The 18020-nt window shown below is 65.8% G+C and carries 16 protein-coding genes; 9 read left to right on the top strand and 7 right to left on the bottom strand.

The features are described from left to right. Window positions 1-98: 98 nt before the first annotated feature. Window positions 99-1559: an aldehyde dehydrogenase (NADP(+)) gene (locus AB0N05_RS12400; RefSeq protein ID WP_364691519.1), complete on the bottom strand. Its 1461-nt coding sequence runs from the start codon at window positions 1557-1559 to the stop codon at window positions 99-101. Window positions 1560-1604: 45 nt separating this feature from the next. After that, window positions 1605-2516 carry a dihydrodipicolinate synthase family protein gene (locus AB0N05_RS12405; RefSeq protein ID WP_364691522.1) on the bottom strand — a complete coding sequence of 304 codons (912 nt, stop codon included), beginning with the start codon at window positions 2514-2516 and terminating at the stop codon, window positions 1605-1607. 130 nt (window positions 2517-2646) lie between these two features. On the opposite strand from AB0N05_RS12405, the gene AB0N05_RS12410 reads away from it, so the two are divergent. Together AB0N05_RS12410 and AB0N05_RS12415 are read left to right on the top strand one after the other, a co-directional pair. Next, entirely contained in the window at window positions 2647-2853 is a 207-nt protein-coding gene (locus AB0N05_RS12410; protein WP_364691525.1) for a hypothetical protein, read from the top strand. A gap of 1 nt (window position 2854) precedes the next feature. After that, window positions 2855-3526 (top strand): GntR family transcriptional regulator, encoded by a 672-nt coding sequence (locus AB0N05_RS12415; RefSeq protein ID WP_364691527.1) that lies wholly within the window; start codon window positions 2855-2857, stop codon window positions 3524-3526. A gap of 16 nt (window positions 3527-3542) precedes the next feature. Here the strand turns inward: AB0N05_RS12415 and AB0N05_RS12420 are convergent, their stop codons facing one another. Together AB0N05_RS12420 and AB0N05_RS12425 are read right to left on the bottom strand one after the other, a co-directional pair. Next, complete coding sequence (locus tag AB0N05_RS12420; protein WP_364691530.1) at window positions 3543-4109, bottom strand: helix-turn-helix domain-containing protein; 567 nt, start codon at window positions 4107-4109, stop codon at window positions 3543-3545. 248 nt (window positions 4110-4357) lie between these two features. Further along, the gene (locus AB0N05_RS12425; protein WP_364691534.1) at window positions 4358-7174 is read right to left on the bottom strand and encodes an aconitate hydratase; all 2817 of its coding nucleotides are present in this window, start codon (window positions 7172-7174) and stop codon (window positions 4358-4360) included. A gap of 246 nt (window positions 7175-7420) precedes the next feature. Between AB0N05_RS12425 and AB0N05_RS12430 the strand changes: the two genes are divergently transcribed. Next, complete coding sequence (locus AB0N05_RS12430) at window positions 7421-7975, top strand: DUF6676 family protein (protein WP_364691537.1); 555 nt, start codon at window positions 7421-7423, stop codon at window positions 7973-7975. Window positions 7976-8031: 56 nt separating this feature from the next. Here the strand turns inward: AB0N05_RS12430 and AB0N05_RS12435 are convergent, their stop codons facing one another. After that, on the bottom strand, window positions 8032-8535 hold the full coding sequence (locus tag AB0N05_RS12435; RefSeq protein ID WP_364691540.1) for a MarR family winged helix-turn-helix transcriptional regulator: 504 nt from the start codon (window positions 8533-8535) through the stop codon (window positions 8032-8034). 58 nt (window positions 8536-8593) lie between these two features. On the opposite strand from AB0N05_RS12435, the gene AB0N05_RS12440 reads away from it, so the two are divergent. The 4 genes from AB0N05_RS12440 to AB0N05_RS12455 all read left to right on the top strand — a co-directional run bounded on the left by AB0N05_RS12440 (window position 8594) and on the right by AB0N05_RS12455 (window position 13438). Further along, entirely contained in the window at window positions 8594-9196 is a 603-nt protein-coding gene (locus tag AB0N05_RS12440; protein ID WP_364691543.1) for a hypothetical protein, read from the top strand. A gap of 281 nt (window positions 9197-9477) precedes the next feature. Continuing rightward, window positions 9478-10839 (top strand): NlpC/P60 family protein, encoded by a 1362-nt coding sequence (locus AB0N05_RS12445; RefSeq protein ID WP_364691546.1) that lies wholly within the window; start codon window positions 9478-9480, stop codon window positions 10837-10839. A gap of 50 nt (window positions 10840-10889) precedes the next feature. Continuing rightward, window positions 10890-12119 (top strand): hypothetical protein, encoded by a 1230-nt coding sequence (locus AB0N05_RS12450; RefSeq protein ID WP_364691549.1) that lies wholly within the window; start codon window positions 10890-10892, stop codon window positions 12117-12119. A 251-nt stretch (window positions 12120-12370) separates the two neighbouring features. Next, window positions 12371-13438, top strand: a complete 1068-nt coding sequence (locus AB0N05_RS12455) for a lipase family protein (protein ID WP_364691552.1) — start codon at window positions 12371-12373, stop codon at window positions 13436-13438. Window positions 13439-13451: 13 nt separating this feature from the next. On the opposite strand, the gene AB0N05_RS12460 is transcribed toward AB0N05_RS12455, so the two are convergent. Both AB0N05_RS12460 and AB0N05_RS12465 read right to left on the bottom strand, forming a co-directional pair. After that, a complete protein-coding gene (locus AB0N05_RS12460; RefSeq protein ID WP_364691555.1) occupies window positions 13452-13988 on the bottom strand; it encodes a DUF5753 domain-containing protein in 537 nt (178 codons plus the stop codon). A gap of 5 nt (window positions 13989-13993) precedes the next feature. Then, window positions 13994-15805, bottom strand: coding sequence for a zinc ribbon domain-containing protein (locus AB0N05_RS12465; RefSeq protein WP_364692329.1), 1812 nt, complete (start codon window positions 15803-15805; stop codon window positions 13994-13996). A gap of 725 nt (window positions 15806-16530) precedes the next feature. Here AB0N05_RS12465 and AB0N05_RS12470 point away from each other — a divergent pair. Beyond that, window positions 16531-17064 carry a DUF6301 family protein gene (locus AB0N05_RS12470; RefSeq protein ID WP_364691558.1) on the top strand — a complete coding sequence of 178 codons (534 nt, stop codon included), beginning with the start codon at window positions 16531-16533 and terminating at the stop codon, window positions 17062-17064. 154 nt (window positions 17065-17218) lie between these two features. Further along, window positions 17219-17623, top strand: coding sequence for a hypothetical protein (locus tag AB0N05_RS12475; protein ID WP_364691561.1), 405 nt, complete (start codon window positions 17219-17221; stop codon window positions 17621-17623). The last annotated feature ends 397 nt before the right edge of the window (window positions 17624-18020 follow it).

An 18020-nucleotide genomic window follows, 5' to 3' on the forward strand; every position in this document is an offset into this window, starting at 1 on the left:
TTCTCTGTGCTCGGTTCATGGGAATCCGATTCCGGCCCCCTCACGGCCGGTCGCATGCCAGCTCGCAACTCACCCCGGCGTGCCAGGGGAGTCGAGAGTCATTGCGTGTGAGCCCCATTCACTGAACGCGGGACGGAGAGGGGGTTCTCGGTGCGCAACTCCGGCGGCAGCAGCTCCTCGGGGACGGACTGGAATGCCACCGGCCGCAGGAAACGGGTAATGGCCGCCGTGCCCACGGAAGTCGTCGCCGATGCGGTCGTCGCCGGATAGGGGCCGCCATGCTGCTGGGCGTAGGTGACGGAAACCCCTGTCGGCCAGGAGTTCCAGAGCACCCGCCCAGCCGCGCTCGCCGCCGCGAGGAGCAGCGCGCGGGCCGTGTCATCGGCGCGGCCGCCGAAGATCGACACGGTCAGCTGACCGGGTACCGAGCGCGCCAGCTCGAGCAGCTCGGCGGTATCCCGATAGATCACCAACAGCGTTGCGGGCCCGAACATCTCGTGCAGCAGACCGTCGCGATCGTCGATGACCGCGCGCGCCGTGGTGCCCAGCAGTAGCGTCTCCGCCGGTCTGCCGCCCGCCAGCACCCTGACCTCCGGATGCGCACGCACCTGCTCGACCGCCCGGGCGAACCCGGCCGCGATGACCTCATTGAGCATCTCCCCGGCCGGCACCGGGGGAGTCTCGAGCAGTTCGGTCAGCACCGGCGACCCCTCGGGCACCGCCACCAGTCCGGGCTTGGTGCACAGCTGTCCCGCACTCGAGCCGACCGCAGTGAGCAGCCCCGACGCGATTTCCGTTGCCCGAGACCAAGCCACCTCGGGCGTCACGAAAACCGGGTTGATCGAACCCAATTCCCCATAGAAGGGGATCGGCACGGGACGCTGGGACGCCAGGTCGAACAGTGCCCGGCCACCCGCGGTGGAACCGGTGAATGTCACGGCGGCCACGGCCGGGTGCGTGAGCGCCCGCACCCCGGCCTCGCGCCCGAAGATCAGCCCGAAAGTCCCTCGGGGAGCCTCGGATTCGGTGACCACCTCGTCGATGAGGCTGCCCACCAGCCGCGAGAGCGCCGGATGTCCCGGATTTGCCTTCACGATGACCGGGCATCCGGCAGCCAGTGCGGAGGCGGTGTCACCGCCCGCGACCGAGAACGCGAACGGGAAGTTGCTCGCCGCGAAATTGAGCACCGGCCCGAGCGGAATGCTCATGCGCCGCAGGTCGGGTCGCGGGGCACCCATCGGCCAGTCCGCGTCCGCGCTGTCGATCCGCACGTCGAGGAAATCGCCGTCGCGAACTTGCTGCGCGAACAGGCGCAGCTGAAAGCTGGTGCGCCGCAATTCACCGGCCAGTCGCGGCTCGGGCAGATGCGTCTCCTCGATGGCCAGGGGGATCAGCTCGCCCGCGCGGGCGTCGAGCCGATCCGCGATGCCGTCGAGCACCCGCGCCCGATCGGCCAAAGCCATTGCCGCCCAGGGGCCCGACGCCCGCGCGGCGGCCTCGACTGTGGCATCGACGAGGGCGGCCGTCGTGTTGGCGACCGGTTCGACCATGCTGGTCATCACGTTCTCACTTCCCGTATTCACTGGTACCCGTGGGGATTTCGCTTACCGGTAGCCCTTGGCGAGTACCGCGCGGGTATCGGCGGTGATCTTGTCGACCAGCGCGGGGGCGAGCGGCACCCGCGGCGGACGGCAGGGGCCGCCCGGGCGTCCGGCCAGATCCATGGACAGCTTGATGGCGTGTACGAATTCGGTCTTGGAATCCCAGCGCAGCAGCTTGTGTAGCTCGCGATACAGCGGTAGCGCCTTGTCCAGGTCCCGGCTCACGGCGGCGTTGTATAGCTCGAGGGTCACCTGCGGGATCGCGTTCGGGTACCCGGCCACCCAGCCGACCGCGCCCGCGATGCCGAGTTCGAGCACCACGTCGTCGGAGCCGATGAGCACGTCGAGTTGCGGTGCGAGCTCCTTGATCTCGTAGAAGCGGCGCACATCGCCGGTGAACTCCTTGACGCCGACAATGAGGCCCTCGGCGTGCAGTTCGGCCAGGATGTCCGGGGTCAGGTCGATGCGGGTGTCGATCGGGTTGTTGTAGGCCACGATCGGCAGCCCCACCTCGGCAACCGTGCGGTAGTGGTCGAGGATCGAATCCCGGCCGCCGCGATAGGTATTGGGCGGCAGCAGCATGACCGCGTGCGCACCGGCCTCGGCGGCCTGCTCGGCCCACTTGCGGGCCTGCAGCGCGCCATAGGCGGCAATGCCCGGCATGATCGTGAATCCTTCGGGGGCCGCCGCGACGGCCGTGGTCACCACGCGGGCCCGTTCCTCGTCGCTGAGAGTCTGGTATTCGCCGAGCGATCCGTTCGGGCTCACGCCGTGACAGCCCTGCGCCGCCAGCCACGCCACGTGCGCGGCGTAGGCGTCGTAGTCGACCGAGAGGTCCTCGGTGAACGGCAAGGTCGTCGCGACCAGCACTCCGTGCCACGGCTTATGCATTGCCGGGGTGATCGTTTCGGCCATGTGAGCCTCCATCTACTCGAGATTCCGGGGAGAGCGCCCGGCCGCCTCTGCCTCACAGTGCTGTGTGACATTGCACTGACGGTAACCGTTGTGGCCGGGGTCACGCAACCACTTGTCCTGTTTCGGCCCGATGAAGGGCTCGCTGGCCCCGCTGATCGCGATCAGCCTCCTGAACGGATTCCACAGCTCGGCGCCGATCTCGCTGTATCTGGTTGCGGCAGTGGTGATCTCGATGATCGCGGTCGGCCTTGCGAAGGAGACCGCCGGAAAGTCGCTGCATACCGTCGACGCGGAAGCCGGTGCGTCGACTTCATCGATGACACGTGACATGGCATAGAATGACGGTCGTGAGTATCGACCATTTCACCCAGATGGAGAAGGTCAGCCTCCGCGACAAGGTCTCGCGGGCGCTGCGTGCGGCCATCATCGCCGGTGAAATGGAGCCGGGCGTGGTGTATTCCGCCCCCACCCTGGGCGCACGATTCGGCGTCTCCGCCACCCCCGTCCGCGAAGCGATGCAGGACCTGGCCCGCGAGAATCTCATCTCGATCGTGCCCAACAAGGGATTTCGCGTCACCGAGGTCGCCGAAAAAGACCTCGACGACATCACCCAGATCCGGATGCTCCTCGAACCGCCGATCGTCCGCGACGTCACGCCGCTGATCCCCGCCGAGGATCTACCCCGACTGCGCGAACTCGCCGCCAAGATCGTCGAGGGAGCCGAGAAGGGTGATCTTGTCGAATACACCGCCGCGGACCAGATCTTCCACCTGACCCTGCTGGGCTACGCCGACAACCCCCGCCTGAACGATCTGGTCTCCGACCTCCGAGACCACACCCGCCTCTTCGGCCTCGCCTCACTGGCCGAGAAGGGCGAGTTGGTCGAGGTGGCCCGCGAACACTTCACCATCGTCGACATCATCGAATCCCGGGATCAGGAAGCGATCGAACGCTTCATGCGCGACCACATCCGGCAAGCCCGCGGCCGCTGGGCCAAGCCCCAAGACTGACCGGGGCCACTGCGGGCTACTGCTTGCGGCGGACCGAGGCTTCGACCAAATCCAGTACGGCTTCGAGGTTGTCGTTGGCGTGGCCCGAGGCGATGCGGGCGATGAGGCCGTCGAGGACGAGGTCGAGGTAGCCGAGGAGGACCTCGGTGGGGACGTCGTCGCGCAGGGCTCCGGCGGCCTTGCGGCGTTCGAGGCGGGCCACGGTCGCGGCGGTGAGTTCGGTGGAGCGCTCTTCCCAGTTGGCGCGGAATTCGGGGTCGTTGCGTAAGCGGCGGGCGATCTCGAGGCGCGTGCCCAGCCAGTCGAATTCCTCTGGGTGCGCGAGCATGTCGCGCATGACCTGGATCAGACCCTGGGTGGCGGCGACCTCGGCCATGCGGCCGGCGTCCTCCTGGGCGAGGGCGAGGAAGAGGGCGTCCTTGTCCCGGAAGTGGTGGAAGATCGCGCCCCGGGACAGGCCGGTCGCTTCTTCCAGACGACGCACGGTGGCGCCCTCGTAGCCGAATTCGGCGAAGCAGCTGCGTGCTCCGTCGAGGATCTGGCTGCGGCGCGCGGCGAGGTGGTCGTCACTGACCTTGGGCACTGGGCTCCTCCGAAACGGGTTGTGCGGAATCTCCGCACCGATCACGCGGACCGGTGCGGAGATCCCGCACTAGCGACGAGCAGAGCGACCCCGGAAGGGGATCGCGTGGCAGGCAATGACGCTCTCGATGAGAACCATTGCCCGCCACCACGACTCGGTTGCGAAACAGCCCTTCACAACCGGGTGGTGCAGCAGCTCAGCTGCACTGTGTTGATCATCCCCGCCGAAGCGGGGAATGGGGAGATGAATCAGCCCCGGATCATGTTGCGCAGCACGAACTGCAGGATGCCACCGTTGCGGTAGTAGTCGGCCTCACCGGGCGTATCGATGCGGACGACCGCGTCGAAGACGACCTTCTCGCCGTTTTCCTTGGTGGCGGTCACCTTCATGGTCTTCGGAGTCACACCCTCGTTCAGCTTGGTGATTCCCTCGATGTCGAAGGTTTCGGTGCCGTCCAGCTTCAGCGACGCGGCGGACTCGCCGGCCGGGAACTGCAGCGGGACAACGCCCATGCCGATCAGGTTCGAGCGGTGGATGCGCTCGAAGGACTCGGTGATGACGGCCTTGACGCCCAGCAGGCTGGTGCCCTTGGCGGCCCAGTCACGCGAGGAACCCGAGCCGTACTCCTTGCCGCCCAGCACGACCAGCGGAATGCCCGCGGCCTGGTAGTTCTGCGAGGCGTCGTAGATGAAGGCCTGCGGGCCGCCGTCCTGGGTGAAGTCGCGGGTGTAACCGCCCGACACGTCGTCCAGGAGCTGGTTGCGCAGACGGATGTTCGCGAACGTGCCGCGAATCATGACCTCGTGGTTACCGCGACGCGAGCCCAGGGAGTTGTAGTCCTTGCGCTCCACACCGTGCGAGTCGAGGTACTGCGCGGCCGGGGTGCCCGGCTTGATCGGACCGGCCGGGGAGATGTGGTCGGTGGTGACCGAATCGCCCAGCAGCGCGAGCACGCGCGCGCCCTTGATGTCGCTGACCGGGGTCGGCTCCATCTTCATGCCGTCGAAGTACGGCGCCTTGCGGACGTAGGTCGAGTTCTCGTCCCACGCGAAGGTGTCGCCCTCGGGGGTGTTCAGGCCGCGCCAGCGCTCATCGCCCTGGAAGACGGTGGCGTAGGACTTGGTGAACATGTCCCGGCTGATCGCCGACTTGATGGTGTCGTCGATCTCCTGCGGGGACGGCCAAATGTCCTTCAGGAAGACATCATTGCCATCGGTGTCGGTGCCCAGGGCATCGACCTCGAAGTCGAAGTCCATGGTGCCCGCGAGCGCGTACGCGATGACCAGCGGCGGCGAGGCCAGGTAGTTCATCTTGACGTCGGGGGAGATGCGGCCTTCGAAGTTGCGGTTACCCGAGAGCACCGCGGTGACCGACAGATCGTTGTCGTTGATCGCGGCCGAGATCTGCTCGGGCAACGGGCCGGTGTTACCGATGCACGTGGTGCAGCCGTAACCGCCGACGAAGAAGCCCAGCTTCTCCAGGTACGGCCACAGGCCGGCCTTCTCGTAGTAGTCGGAGACGACCTGCGAGCCCGGGGCCATATTGGTCTTGACCCACGGCTTGGACGCGAGGCCCTTCTCGACCGCATTGCGGGCGAGCAGCGCCGCGCCGATCATGACCGACGGGTTGGAGGTGTTGGTGCAGGAGGTGATGCCCGCGACCACGACGGCGCCGTGATCCAGGACGAATTCGCCACGCTCCGGATCGGAGACCACGACCGGCTTGGACGGACGGCCGACGTTGCCGTTCGCGGCGGACGGGATCAGGACCGAGTCATCGTCGGCGAAGGACAGCACGGCGGGATCGGAAGCCGGGAAGGACTCCTCGATGGCCTCGTCCAGGTGCGTGTGCGGGGTGACGGCGGCCGGGCCGCTCTCCGCGTCGTTGGTGTAGTTGTGGATGTCCTTGCGGAACGCAGTCTTGGACTCCGACAACAGGATCCGGTCCTGCGGACGCTTCGGGCCGGCGATGGACGGCACCACGGTGCTCAGGTCCAGCTCCAGGTACTCCGAGTACGCGGGCTCCTTGTCGGCGTCGTGCCACAGGCCCTGTTCCTTGGCGTACGCCTCGACGAGCGCGAGCTGCTCATCGCTGCGGCCGGTGAGGCGCAGGTAGTTGATGGTCTCCTCGTCGATCGGGAAGATCGCCGCGGTGGAACCGAATTCGGGGCTCATGTTGCCCAGGGTCGCGCGGTTCGCGAGCGGAACCTCGGCGACGCCCTTGCCGTAGAACTCGACGAACTTGCCGACCACACCGTGCTTGCGCAGCATGTCGGTGACGGTGAGCACCACGTCGGTGGCGGTGACGCCCGGCTTGATCTCACCGGTCAGCTTGAAGCCGACGACGCGCGGGATCAGCATGGAGACCGGCTGGCCCAGCATGGCGGCCTCGGCCTCGATGCCACCCACACCCCAGCCCAGCACGCCCAGGCCATTGACCATGGTGGTGTGCGAGTCGGTGCCGACGCAGGTGTCGGGGTAGGCCTGGCCATTGCGGACCATGACCGTGGGGGCCAGGTATTCGATGTTCACCTGGTGCACGATGCCGACGCCCGGCGGGACGACCTTGAAGTCGTCGAAGGCGCCCTGGCCCCAGCGCAGGAACTGGTAGCGCTCGCCATTGCGCTGGTACTCGAGATCAACGTTGCGCTCGAGGGCATCGGCGCGGCCGAAGACGTCGAGGATGACCGAGTGGTCGATGACCATATCGGCGGGGGACAGCGGGTTGACCTTGGACGGGTCGCCGCCGAGGGTGGTGACGGCCTCACGCATGGTGGCGAGGTCGACGATGCAGGGGACGCCGGTGAAGTCCTGCATGATCACGCGGGCCGGGGTGAACTGGATCTCGGTGTCCGGCTCGGCGGACGGATCCCAGTTCGCGATCGCGCGCACGTGATCCGCGGTGATGTTGGCGCCGTCCTCGGTACGGAGGAGGTTCTCCGCGAGGACCTTGAGGGCGTAGGGCAGCTTCTCGGTGCCGGGGACGCTCGAGAGGCGGAAGATCTCGTAGGAGTTGCTTCCGACCTCGAGGGTGCCTTTGGCGCCGAAGGAATCGATACTCGTCACGTTCGCTCCACTCGTCTGTGAATGGTTGGCCACCGGCGGGGCTGTGCCGATGGCTCGTCGAGGAGCAGGCTCCTCGTCCGGTTCTCGACCTTAACAGTACGCTTGTCCTGTGAGCATGCGGGGGAGGGTCCCGCACCGGTCGGCACTGCCTTCGGTCCTGTTTTCGAGTGCCTTCTGCGCCGTGATCCAAACCATTCAGCGTGGCGTGGTGAGGTGATATGACAAGCGGTCCCGTACTCTGCGTTCGTGACCGTCTCGCGCACCTCGGTTTTCACGCCAATGAAGGCGGAACTACCGCCGAACACCGACCTGAAGGCCATCATCGCTGATCTGGCCGACAACCATGTCGCCGCCCCCAAGGGGCGCAAGCAGGACGGCCTGGCCGAAATCGCCGCCGAAGCGCGCGATCATGGCATCCCGCTGAACATCGTTGTGGTGCAGGGCAATCCGGGCATCGAGGCGACCCTGCGCGATCTGGCGACCGAGGTCGGCAAGCAGGAACACGGCACCGTCGTGGTTTTCGGCGACGACTGGGTCGGCACATGCAGTGACTCGTTCACCCGCGCCCGCCTGGAATGGGCCGAGGACAAGTCCAAGTACCGCGGGTCCGATCACACCGAGGAGGCGGCCCGCACCTTCGTCGACCGCCTCGAGCAGCCCGAGGGGATCTCCTGGACGGTGATCACCCTGGTTGTGCTGGTCGGTCTGATTGCTGTGATCGGCGGGCTCTACGTCGCCAAGACGCGGCGTTCCGAGGAAGAGCCGGTCGCCGTCGAGCGTCCGCGCACCCCGGTTTCCTGATCCGCTCGAGGCGCTTTTCCTGATCCTGTCGGGGCACTCTGCCTCGGGCAATTCGGTCACTCCGTGATCATTACCTGTGTAATCGCCGTGTCGCCCGCGGCGAAGGTCAGTCCCGCTCCGCCGATGATCTTCATCAGTACCTCGCGTAGCTGTGCCACCTCGGCCGCCCCGACAATCGCGTCGAGGCGGGCGTCGAAGCGCGCCACGATATCGAGTCCGGCGTGCACCAGCGACCATCCGTGTTCGGTCAGCCGGGCCAGACGCGCCCGCTTGTCCGACGGGTCGGGGAGTATCTCCACGTAGCCGCGAGCTTCGAGGTGCCGGACGAGTTCGCCCATGGCCTGTTTGGTCATGCCGGTCCGCTGGGCGAGATCGACGAGCCGCGTGCCGTCGGGGTCGATGACCTGGAATATGGGTGCGTGTGCGGCGCGTACGTCGGTGAATCCGGCGGCGATCAAACCCGCATCCAATTCGGCCGCAAGGGTTCTCGCGGCGGCGCTGAGCAGATTGCCGAGCGGCGCGGGTCGGTCGGATAGAGGATTAGTAAGGCTCTTGACCAATTCCGGTTCCCTTCGTACGGTTGGTAAGGCACCTTACTACTTTGTGAAGAGGGCGGAAATGACCAGGACTCTTGCGGTGGGATTCTCGATAGCGGCGCTGCTGGTCGAACTCGGGTGGCTGGTATTCGCGCACGGTTCCGTCGGGGCGATCATTGCCGTGGTGCTGGCGAGTGTCGCGGCGCTGGCTGTGACCGCGGCCCGCGTGGTGGCAATCAATACCGTGGTTCGAATCCTGGTGGGGGCCTTGTTCGCCGGATCGGTGGCCGATCGATTCGGGCTGCTCGGAGCGCCGGGTGTGCCCGGGGTTTCCTGGGGCGACTACGCGGCGTTCATCGACTACACGCGTTCGCTGCTGCCATCCGCGCTTGAATGGGCCGCTCCGAGTTTGGGGGCCGTTGCGACGCTGGCGGAAAGCGTCCTTGCCGTGGGACTGATCCTCGGTATAGCGACGAGGGCGGCCACCACCGCTGCGGCGGCGCTATTGCTCTCCTTCGCGGCGGTCATGTGGACCTCGGTGGGGTTCGGCGAGGTGTGTTCCTATGGCGTTCTGGTCGTTGCCGGGGGCAGTGCGATCCTCGCTACCTGCGCTACCGCGCTCCGGCTCGATCGGGTGTTCCGCCGTTCATCGTCCGAACCGACCGCAGTCGATGCGGTCTCCTGACCAGTCTCATTCGCTGATTCTTCGCTGACGGCCGGAAGGTTTTCCGGTCGGCCGACTGCCGCGGCTGTGGGAAATCGCTACGGAAACAGGCAAATCGCCAGCAACGTCTGAATTGGACGCGGGTCACCCGGGCGTGGCTGCACCGCCCGATCCCGGAAGTGTCGTACGGTTTCGCGATGGCACGCTTGGGGAAGAAGTGCCGGTTGGGACTTCAGGGAGGTGCGATGCGTGAGCCGGTGAGGCGGCGGGGACGCCCGGTTCGAGTCGCTATGGAGTTGCTGGTGGCAGTGCTGGTGTTCGCGGTGGGGATTGCCACCGGGCATGCCGCGCCGCCGCCACCACCCAATCCCAGCGATAGTGAAATCGCCGAGGCGGGTGGCCAGGTCGATGCCGGGGTCGGGGAAGTGGGCGCGCTGATCAATCAGGTGGCCGCGGTCGAACAGCAGTTGCAGCAGCTCGACGATGCCGTCGCGGCGCGCCGCGAAGCGGTGAACAAGGCGCTGGTCGACCTTCAGATCGCGCGCGATGCCGCCGACGCCGCGGCTCGCCAGGTGACCCAGTGCCAGGTCGATCTGACCGGTGCGGGCGTGAAAGTCGATGGCGCGCACCACGATTTCGACAAGTACGTCGCACAGGTCTACATGCGCCCCGGCTCCAATTCGCTGGTCAACTATATGGCCGCCCCCACCCCCGAGATCGCTCTCAATCGCGCGCAGATCCTGACCATCGCCTCACTGAATCAACAGCAGGTGGTGGAGGGCCTGCGCCGCGCCCAGGTCGATCAGGCCAATAAGACCTCCGCCGCCAAGCAGGCCCAGCAGGCCGCCGACGCCGCTGCCGCCGACGCCGAGGTCAAGAAGACGGAAGCCCAGAACGCGGTAGCCGCCGCCCAGACCGCCCTCGACCAGGAAGCGGCCCACCGCAACGGCCTTGTTCAGCAACGTGATTCCGCCCAGCAGCGCCTGGATGCCGCCCGCGCCAATGTCGCCGGTCTCCAAGGCCAGCGCGACGCCTACCTGACCTGGGACGAACAACGCCGCGCCGAACAAGCCGCAGCCCGCGCGACGGCCCGCGACGCCTCCGGCCGAGTAGCCGCCGACCGCGCCTCCAACGACCGCGCCTCCGACGCCGCCCAAGGCCACCGCCCCCACACCCAACTCGACAATTCCCCGCCCCCACCACGTTCCGGCCAGCAACAGAGCCGAGCCACCGGCAGCCGCTCCGAACTCATCGAAATAGTCGTAGACCGAGCCATGGCCCAACTCGGCGAGGACTACGCCTGGGGCGGCGGCGACGAAGACGGCGCGACCCTGGGCATCCGGGACGGCGGCGTAGCCGACCGCCACGGCGACTTCGGCAAAACCGGCTTCGACTGCTCCGGCCTCATGATCTACGCCTTCGCCGGAATCGGCGTCTCCCTCCCGCACTACAGCGGCTACCAATACACCATGGGCACCCGAGTCCCCGTCTCCGAACGCGAACGAGGCGACATGCTCTTCTGGGGCGCAGGCGGCAGCGAACACGTAGCCCTCTACACCGGCAGCGGCAAAATGGTCGAGGCCCCCCAATCCGGCGACGTAGTCCGAGTCTCCCCGGTCCGAGAAGACGGCATCATGCCCTACGCAGTCCGAATAATCTCCTGACGCAACCTCGCGTGCGGCGGTTGTCGGGACCGCCTAGTAGGTTTTGGCGCATGAGTTTTCTGGGTGGGGTGTTCGGTTCCAAGCGCAAACAGTTCGGGCAGAAGGCATTCGAGATGATGCGGGCCAATCCGGCTGTGGCTTCGGCGGAGTATGACGGCGATGCCTTCGAGATCAGTTATCTGTCCCATGACGGGACTCGGGGGCGGATGAATCTGACTACGGTGTTTCGGCGTTGTGAGAATGCTTCGCCTGCCGAGGCTCAGGAGATGCTGCACAATTTCGTCAGCCACGGGCCGGGGCTCGGTGGTCCTGAAGTGCCGCAGGGGTGGGAGGCGGTTGCGCCGCATGTTCGGCCGCTCATTCGGCAGGCCGGGGAGCTTGCGACGCGGATGGAAGGTCAGCTTGTCTCGGGGCATGTGCTGTGGCGGCCGGTGCTGCCTTGCTTGATGGAGACCCTGGTCATCGACCAGCCGACCTCGATGCCGCGGGTGCATCCGAGTCAGCTCGCCGAATGGGGAGTGGATGCCGCCACCGTATTCGCCACTGCCCGTGCGAATCTCACCGGCTTGGCGCTGGATACCGTTGCGAATTACGACCCGGCCGCCAACGGCGGCATGCTGCATATTCCGGATACCAGCGGTGATCTGTACGCGGGATCGCTACCCCTGGTGGATGGCTGGCTCGCCGGGATCGGCGCGAAAGCCGGTGCGCGCCCGATCGTTTTCATCGCCCAGAACACCGGCGTCCTCGTCGGCGTCGAGTACTCCGACCGCCACGTCCTGCACCTGGTGAACACGGCGCGCGAGCTCTTCGACAATGCGGTCCGGGAAGTCTCACCCGTCCCGTACACCCTCGACGAAGCGGGCCGCCTGATCCCATACCGGGTGCCGCCGAACCATCTCGCCGCGCACGAAATCGGTTCCGCCGAATGCACTCTCACCGCGCGCGTGTACGGACACCAATACGACCACCTACGCGCCGACCTCGACGCGGGAATCATCGAGGACTACGCCGCCAAGGTAATGCATGTGCGCGCACAAGACGGCACCGAACTGACGTTCACCACCTGGACCGACACCGTCCCGAGCCTGCTACCCCGAACCGACAACGTCGTCCTGGTCGACCCCGCGACAAGCGACAGCCTGTCCGTCACCTGGGAAACCCTCGAGTCCGCCGTCCCCCTACCCGCGGCCGAAGGCATCTACCCCCCGCGCTACCACGCACACTTCCACCCAGCCCCAGACATCATGGCTCACCTCCGCGCGGCAGGCGTCGCCTGACCCAATATTCATCGAGAGGGACATGAGGCAGGGCGATTCGGACAAAACACCGGCTCAGTGCCCTCTCGGCGAAAGGGCGTGGCGCTCTGCGGCGGGCGTTCGTGGGAGACTGCGAGGACTGATTGTCAGCACGCTCGGGCGGTTTCGCTTGGAGGGATGCCATGCGGGCAAGGTTGGTCTTTCCGATACTCGTGGCCGTGATTGTTTCGGCCTGTGGCAGTTCCAGTGATACGGCCTCGCCTGCAGCGGAGGTGGCTGGGCGGCTTATTGCGCAGCGGGCGCTGGGGAATGTCGATGCTGCCATTACGTCGGTGATGGGGTCGGCCACCTACATTCGATACCGGTCGACGGCTCCGAACGGACAGCCGGTCGAGGTGTCCGGGGCGGTATTCGTGCCGACCGGCCAGGCTCCGGCCGGTGGTTGGCCGGTGATTGCCTTGGCACACGGGACTTCCGGCGTCGTCAGTGCCTGTGCTCCCACGAATTCCCCGGAACTGTTCGGATCCGCTCCGGTGGTCGCACAACTGCTGGGCGGGCATCGCGCCGTGGTGATGACGAACTATCAGGGCCTCGACGGACCGGGCAATGCGCCTTACCTGGACACCCCGTCCTCGGGCTACGACGTCCTCGATTCGGTGCGTGCCGCCCAGGCCCTCGGCTTGCCGCTGGCTCCGGACACCGTGCTGCTCGGCATCTCGCAGGGCGGCCGGGCCGCGGAATCAGCCGCCGAAACCGCGAAATCGTATGCGCCGGAACTGAATATCCATGGCGTTGTGCTGCTCTCCCCGGCGTTGAGCATCCAATTCGTAGAGTCCGTCCGCGCAGGCCAGGCCAACGCCCCCGAGCAATACCTGATCTTGCCGTACCTGGTCGAAGCCGTGCGTTACGGCAACCCGGACTACACCTACGACCGGGTTATTCACGGTGATCTGCTGGCGGCCGCACCGCGCCTGGAATCCGAGTGCACGGGCGATCGAACCGCCGCCGACATCGCGCTCGGCCAAGCAGGCACCCCGGACGAGGTTCGCTTCGTCGATGATGCTGCCGCACAACCCTTCTCCGACTTCGAGTCCCGCACCAACCTCCCGAAATCAGCGACCAGCCTGCCCACCTACATCGTGCGCGGTGACGCCGACAAACTAGTGAACACCGCATGGTCAACCGCCGCGATCGCCAAAATGTGCGCCCTCGGCTCCCCAGTCCACGACCTGATCGTCCCCGGCGGCCACGACGCCCCAACCCCTGTCGCCGACCGCTGGCAGGCCTGGATCGGCGACCTATTCGCCGGTACCCCATTCCAATCCACCTGCGCGAGCTGATCGGTTTGTCGTCCTAGCGCCTTTTTTCGAGTTCACTCGTGACCAAATGACGCGCAGGCTCACCGTACGCCGCCTGGTCAGCCAGTTCGGCGAATAGCTTGCCGTACAGCGCGATCTCGCGAGGTTGGTTGATCGTCAGCTCCGCGCTCACCGTCTCCACCAGCACCAGCCGGTTGTCATACATCACGAATCCGTTGATAGCCGGACCGCCTAGAGCAAACCGCTCCGGCACGATCCCGATGACAAGGCGCGGCAAGGACATCACGGCGAGTAGATGCTCCAACTGCCCCGCCATCACCGAATCGTCTCCGACCGTGGTCCGTAGGGTCTGTTCGGCGATTATGAACGAAAACCTGCGGTTGCCTTGGTGGAGAATCTTCTGACGATCCAACCTGGCAGCTACACCCTCGTCCAAGTCATTCGGGATTCCATAGAACCGAATCATTCGACCCAGCACTTCCTCGACGTATGCAGGTGTCTGGAGCAGTCCAGGGACGACTATTGGCTGATACGAGCGCAATTGCGATGCGGCGCGCTCGGTCCGGCTCACAGCGTCTACGTAGATCTCATACTGTCTGCTGTTGGTAGGGCAGGAGTGCGAGATGTACGTGTGTCACGGCTACCCCCGCCACGCGGTGGCAGGGGTTTGACCGTGTCCCACACCGACGCTTGGGGTGCAGGAACAGGCTGTTTCGGGTTCACCCCCACCCGGGGTGTAGTCGCGATGCTGTGCCGGACCCGCCGATGGCGGGGCGGGCGGGACGGGGTCGGGCCAGTCTTGTCGCGGCACGCCCGCACGGGGGCGTGCAGGCTGGTGGCGATCGCGGGGAGCCGGTCGCGTCGACGCCGGATCGCCCCTCTGCCGAGTAGAGCGCGTTTGGCCAGGTTCACTCCGGCGATGTGGTCGCGGTTGCCGCCGATCGCGCAGGTCGAACACCAGGCATCGTGGTAGCCGCCGGGACGCGAGAGAGCTTGGTCGCAGCCCGGACATTGTGACGAGGAGCCGCGCGCGGGCACGGTGACCACGGTGACCCCGGCCTCGGCGGCGGTGTGCGCGAGCGCGGACACCGTCTTGTGGCGCGCGGATTGCGCGGCCCGATTGTTGTTGACGCGACCGTGCCCGCGGTGTTCGAGGGTGGTGAGGTCCTCGACCGCGACCAGACCCGCCCCCGCTGACACGGCGTAGTCGGTGACTTGTCGGGCGAAGTGGAAAGCCAACTCGCGGTTGATCCTTGCGCGTTTGGCTCCGACCGCGGCGCGGTGCGATTCCAGGACCGCGATCTTGGCTTCCAGGTGCGCGCGCACCACCGGGGTGGCGGTCGCGGCCAGGCGGGTGAGGCGGGCGGCTTTGCGGTGCAGCAGTTGTCCTTCGGTTTGCAGGCGCGCGAGTTTGACCCCGATCCCGCGATCGTCATACGTGAAGCCGCGATAGTCCGAGGTGAGCCCGGTGGGTTCTTCGGTGGTGATCGCGGCGGCACCCAGCGTCGCCGGTGACCAGTCCACCCCGACCGCGACGGTCGCCGCGCCTATATCGTTGGCCGGGACGAGTTCGGTTGCTGCGCATCGCCACAACGCGCCCCGACCGTCTAAAACCAAGGTCGGTAAATGCCAATCGGTGACCGTTCGAGCCGACAGGTGCGCCGGAATCGCCGCCATGAGGCGGACGTTGCGCCACTGTCCACGCCCGGTCGGGGTCGCGCTGGTGGGCAGCTTGACCGTCAACACCATTGCCCCGCCTGCCACGTGCAGGTGCGCGAGCTGGCGATCGGCGGCCGAAAGCCGCGCCTGCGCCGTGGTGCGGGGCGGGTCTTGCACCTCGGTGATCCGCACACCGGCGATGGAATAGTCACTGCCGGTGCGGCGATGATGCGCGGTGAGCTGACGTCGCACACCCCGCGCGAACCCGGCCGGAACACCATCGGCTGTGGTGCCGGGTGCGGTGAAAGTTCCTGTGGCCGGATCGAATCGCAGCGAGCACGCGGTGAGCGCGGTGTCGCGGAACGCCGACGTCCGCAAACACGCCATCGTCTGCGCCATCACCACCCGCGACACCCGCGACGGCACATACACACCCGCCGGATAGATCGGAGTCCAGCCCAGGCGTGCCGCGGCGACATGCCCCTGCACCGGTAGTTTGCGGCCGAGAGGATCGCGCCCGGCGGCGAGCGCATCGAAGGTGTCCGGCCGCCACAACCGTGACAGCAGTTCTGTTTCCGCGCCGGTCACCAGGTCCAGGAGCCAACCGATCCGCACATCGACGTCGTCGAGCCCGACCGGGTCACCGGTCGCGTCATCCACCGCCCGATACGGGCGGGTGGTGAACGAAAACTGGCGCGCCACACCCGTTCCCGAACCCGACACCTGCATCGGTGAACCCTTCACCGGCCACTCCCGACCCAGCCGAGCGGCGGCGTCACGTAATCGCTGGTGATTCCGTGTCGACCACCATCAACAGAACCGGCCCGACAACCAGGGCGGCAACGCCATGAAGCCAACTCCATCAGCTCCTCGACCATCGAGTTGGTGCGGTGTCGTATAGGGTTTCGACCGTAACAGCGACCTATGACAGGTCACCGTCGATCCACGCGACCGAACCGTCATTCGTGAACGCGGAGCATCGCACCGGTCGCGCTGTCCCGCAACATCTTTTCCCGATCGACCAGCGACGATGTTTGCCCTGCCGAACCCGGCACCCGGCGATACGACGCCTGCACCCATACCCCCGGCGCGCTCACCGCCGCCGCCCTACGCACCCCGACCACCACACCCCGGATACGCCGCCGCCTCACCAATCCCACTGACAAACAACATCAGGTAATGACAGGAAGTATCAGAAACTACGACAACAGTCGGGAGCCTTCTGCTTACGTCGGGTGCCGAGGCCAAGAGCCCTGCGCCACTCCATGTATGCGGATTCGATGTTCCTCAGCGTTGCAATCAGATCCGGCAGTTGATCATCGCTACCCGTGTGCTCACACCAGGTTCAGCCACCTGCCTGAGTAGGTCGTGAACACACGCTATTGCCGAATTCTGGGCCATCTTGGATGGCGGAAGTCCACTTCTGACACGGTCGATTTGTGTCATGGCGATTCGTGGCCAAGTATCACGTTATGCACGAAGGTGGAGAGCCTGCGGTCGATCTTGCTGCCGTCGCGGCCGATTTTGATTGGACCTGGTCAGAGACGGATGTCGGTCGATTCGCAGCGGTGATGGGATGGGACCTGGGGCCATGGTCCCCAGATTCGGGGTCCTCTATCCGTACCCACCTACCTGTTGCGTCTCCGCTCGCACGGCCGTTTGTGGACGGCAACCTCAAGTACGTCCACATTGGTGTCAGCGATAGATTCGACACTGAGGATCAAGCGGGCAAGGAAGCCCTGTATGAGCGTTTCAAGCAGTTGGGCCGAGGCATGAAGGACAGGCTCGGGGACGCGAGGATCGAAGTTCTGAGAAGAGGATTCGGACTTCGGTTCTGCTGGTCGAGACCTCTGGTTTTCGTTGAACTCGTGGGCTATTCGCGGCAGGGTATCCACTTGCGGCTGACGAATCCGGAGTACGAGGCATGGATGCAGATGGTCACTGCCGACGACGATGACGATGGATGGGTGTACGGCTACGAGCGCTAGCCCTGGCAACCGCCCAGCCTCGAATGTGCACCACGGGACCTCAGCTCGATCACCCGAATCATCTGAATGGCCGCTCATACCGCTGATCGCACTGTTTCGACTGGCAACGGCGGGCTGTGCCAGGTCTCGTCTCTCGGCGTGGTTTCGTAGCCGGGTGAGCCTACTTGTCCATACCTTCTTGCTCAGCGCTGACGGCAGCAGAGATGTCGTCGGTGAAGTGCTCGATACGCCGGATGGAGTCAGCGACTCCGCGGGCCCGGAACGCTGGCGCACCGAGGTGTGGGGGTCGCAAGGCATGCGCTCACTGGATGCCCAGTTCTTCCCGATCCTGGCCGATCGGAACAGGCCCCGTGGCGATCTCATCGTCATGCCTGACGAGATCCCCGGGCTCCTCCAGGAATGCCGTGTCGTCCGCGAGTATCTCTCTGAGCTCATACCGGCAGGCCTGGACGCAGCCGACGCCGCACGACTGAGATTGGGAATCCTGGACCGCTTGGCGAACATTGAGATCGCGGCTGGTCGAGCTCTGGGTGTGGGCGGCGGTGTGCTGATCTGGTAGTCCCCGGCGGCCACGACGCCCCAACCCCTGTCGCCGACCGATGGCTGGCCTGGATCGCCGACCTATTTGCCGCTGCCCCATTCCAATCCACCTGCGCGAGCTGAGATCGCGACGACTTCATCATCGAGGTCTGCCAGTTGGAGGGTTTCCACAAAAACTCGCCTGCAACTCCATGTCGGTTCCCATCGTCTGATGCCAGCCGACCTATATACCTTTGACGGCGGTAGGGAGTGAAAGGCACTGAACTGCAACATAGTTCAACGGAGGGTCTCCCGCCGACGTCACGATGGCATCAACGCAGGTCGCCGATCGCTGACGCGTCCTGCCTTCGGCCGACTGTTCATTCTGCTGAGAAAGGGTGGGCAATGGCTGCCACTGGAGTACCTCGTCAAGATTC

It is taken from the genome of Nocardia sp. NPDC051030 (assembly GCF_040683015.1).
In the GTDB taxonomy this organism is placed as follows: Bacteria; Actinomycetota; Actinomycetes; order Mycobacteriales; family Mycobacteriaceae; genus Nocardia.